3 protein-coding genes are annotated in these 2,996 nt (G+C 44.1%); all 3 read left to right on the top strand.

Translation table 11 applies throughout. The features are described 5' to 3' along the window. Nucleotides 1-234: 234 nt before the first annotated feature. The 3 genes from RIG68_RS28330 (at nt 235) to RIG68_RS28320 (ending at nt 2,551) form a co-directional block, all read left to right on the top strand. Entirely contained in the window at nt 235-1,386 is a 1,152-nt protein-coding gene (locus tag RIG68_RS28330; protein ID WP_350130342.1) for a sensor histidine kinase, read from the top strand. Further along, the gene (locus tag RIG68_RS28325; RefSeq protein WP_350130340.1) at nt 1,383-2,000 is read left to right on the top strand and encodes a response regulator transcription factor; all 618 of its coding nucleotides are present in this window, start codon (nt 1,383-1,385) and stop codon (nt 1,998-2,000) included. The genes RIG68_RS28330 and RIG68_RS28325 overlap by 4 nt, the downstream gene beginning before the upstream one ends. A 116-nt stretch (nt 2,001-2,116) precedes the next feature. Then, a complete protein-coding gene (locus tag RIG68_RS28320; RefSeq protein WP_350130339.1) occupies nt 2,117-2,551 on the top strand; it encodes a response regulator in 435 nt (144 codons plus the stop codon). Nucleotides 2,552-2,996: the final 445 nt, after the last annotated feature.

Genomic DNA, 2,996 nt, shown 5'->3' with positions numbered 1-2,996 from the left:
ACTTACCAAATCAGTGACGTTACGATTACTCATAGTGGCGTATCTCCTTTGGTTGGTTTATTGCTTCGCAACAACAAATCAACCAGATACGCCGCTTTTTTTCAACCTGCCTCAAACACCAGATTCAATTATAACTCAACGCCATGAGTGCCGGTAGAATTAGAAATTGTACATAGCTTGACTGTGGAAAATACTTAGTTGATAGCTGTTGAGGAATAACCTCACTCCCGGACTATGGAAGAATTAGGAATTAGCGACGAATTTTTAGCACTGCTGGACGCTGCAGTGGATAGCATACTTGTTATCGACGAGAAAGGCATAGTTCGCATTGCCAATCAAGCCGCAGAGAGATTGTTGGGCTATGAGCAGGCTGAAATAGTAAGTCGCAATATTAAACTCTTTATGCCCGCACCATTCCGAGAAAATCATGATGGTTACCTAGAAAATTATCTGAGAACCGGGCAAAAAAAGATCATAGGGATAGGGCGAGAAGTTCAAGTCCAGAGGAAAGATGGGTCCATTGTGGATATCCATTTAAGTGTGGGTGAATGCAGCATCGGAAGCACTGCGTTGTTTATTGGGATAATCCGTGACTTGAGTGAACAGCGGGCTAGTGAGTCAGCGCTGGCCCATGCCGAACACGAAATTCATGCACTCGTCAATCAGCTTGCCCATGTGTCTAGAGTTGGTGTGATGGGTGAAATGGCCTCCAGCATTGCTCACGAGATAAACCAGCCGCTAACAGCAATATCGACTTACGCACAGGCAGGAAAAAGACTTCTGGAAAGTGACACCTCAGCTATTGAGGACATTTCATCCACTTTGCAAAAAATTCATCACCAGTCTCTGCGTGCCGGCGAAATTCTCCATAGCATGCGCAATTGGATTCGGGAAAAAGATATCACCCGACAGTCTTCAGACTGTAACTCACTGCTCTTGGAAGTCGTCGATATCGCAAATATTGAAGCTAAGAAATTCAATATCGAATTAAAGCCTATCCTGGACCCAGAATTACCATTGGTTATGAGCGATCCCGTTCAGATTCAACAAGTAGCTCTTAACTTTATTAAGAACTCGATAGATGCTGTCAGTGAACTGAATCTCACTAGTTCCGATCCAAGAAATACAGTACTCATTAAAACCGAAGCTATTGAGAATGACAGAATTCGAGTAACTGTTACTGACTATGGGACCGGCATTGTGAGTAGTGAGGCCTCGAGACTATTCGACCCCTTCCATACCACTAAAGAGAATGGCATGGGATTGGGGCTGTCCATCTGCCGCACCATCATTCATGCGCACGGAGGCGAACTTGCCTACGAAAATAACCAGGAAAGAGGAGTCAGTTTCTACTTCATATTACCCACATCGGTTGAGCTCTCATGAGTAAGAATGTCAGCGAACCAACTGTGCATGTGGTTGACGACGATGAAGCGGTTCGCGATGCATTGGAGATGCTAATCAGATCAATCGGATTACCTGTTAAATCATTTAATTCTGCCATCTCGTTTCTTGATCAGTATGACAACGAAGCCAGGGGTTGCCTCCTACTTGATATTCGAATGCCCTCAATGAGCGGCCTGGAACTTCAGGATGAATTAATTGCCAGGAATTCAAGTCTATCAATAATTTTCATTACCGGTCATGGCGATATACCAATGGCAGTACGTGCGATTAAAAAGGGAGCCATAGACTTTATCTCCAAACCATTCAGAGATCAGGATTTAATAGAGTGCATACAGCGGGCGCTACTCATAAACGAGGAATCCCGGGACCGAATAAACTTGCAGCATCAGATTAATGAAAATCTGGCGCAGTTAACCCAAAGAGAAAAGGAAATTATGGATTTAATGATCGAGGGCCTGGCCAACAAAGTGATCGCTCTTGAACTGGATATCAGCCAACGAACTGTAGAAGTTCACCGCGCCAGCGTGATGACAAAAATGCAAGCTGGATCTCTTGCCCACCTGGTAAAAATGATCACGAGCATGAACTTATAAAACTTCCTCTACTGCACTACGAAGTGCAATCCAATATTTGACGCATATCAAGATAGGGTTCCAAGAAACAGTTAATCTTCCAGGCATGAAGAGTAACTGCAGATCTCTTGGTTTTCGTGGGGACTACTTTTCATCCGGTTCATACCCTCGTTGGAATCATTATCTTGCAAAAATCCATTGTCTATATTACTGCTGGCAACAATAATTCTCTGGACTCGCTGGAAAATCTATTCATACGAGCCGGGTTTGATACGTCAACATTTGATGAACCAAAACAGATATTGAAAAGTTTGCAAGCTCAATCTCCAAGTTGCATTCTCATTGAAGCGCAGGGAACAGAGACCCCGATAGTTGAGCTCATCAAGACAATTAGAAGCCATTCGGCCACTGTCCCTATAGTTATTGCTGGCAAAAATTGTAGATTGTGCGACGCAGTTGATGCGCTACGAGCAGGCGCGTCAGACTACGTAGAGGCTCCGATCGTAGATCGAGTCTTGATTGAAAGCGTAGAAAAAGCGATTTCGGACTCTCAGTTAATACAGACAGCCTGAAGCTGATGATCATTTTGATCAATCAGTACGGCTGGATTCCAGGGTATAAAATTCGTAACTGATGTCTTCGATTGAATCCTGCCAAACTAGTTTAAGCTTTCGATTTAGGTGCCAACCTACTCTACCGACAGTAGGCACTCGCATGCCAGCCACTAGTCGATATTTTTCGAAGCTTTCTCCCAGGGCATTAGCTCAAAACCTTTACCAAGCATCGCGTGTCTCCCTGGACAATAAATTCCAGTTACTTGCCTGGTATCGTTAAACCTGAACTTCAGAGATACTGATCTCCCTCTATCCGTCAATGTTGAGCTATTGTCAAAACTGGTGTTTCGGCAGTTGAATCAAGCGGCGGCCTGATTGATTGTTGTCACCTCTATACCGTCTTTGAATTTCACTCCGGTTATCACCTTGGCCAAGTAATTAAATCCTCTTAACCGCCGCCAAT

Origin of the sequence: Imperialibacter sp. (genome assembly GCF_040222385.1) — a bacterium.
Taxonomy (GTDB): domain Bacteria; phylum Bacteroidota; class Bacteroidia; order Cytophagales; family Cyclobacteriaceae; genus Imperialibacter.
The sequence above is the reverse complement of the archived record's forward strand: the minus strand, read 5'-3'. Positions and strand labels throughout refer to the sequence as shown.

Coding starts and splice junctions, on each gene's coding strand:
- RIG68_RS28330 (WP_350130342.1), top strand. CDS start 235: ATGGAAGAATTAGGAATTAGCGACGAATTTTTAGCACTGCTGGACGCT.
- RIG68_RS28325 (WP_350130340.1), top strand. CDS start 1,383: ATGAGTAAGAATGTCAGCGAACCAACTGTGCATGTGGTTGACGACGAT.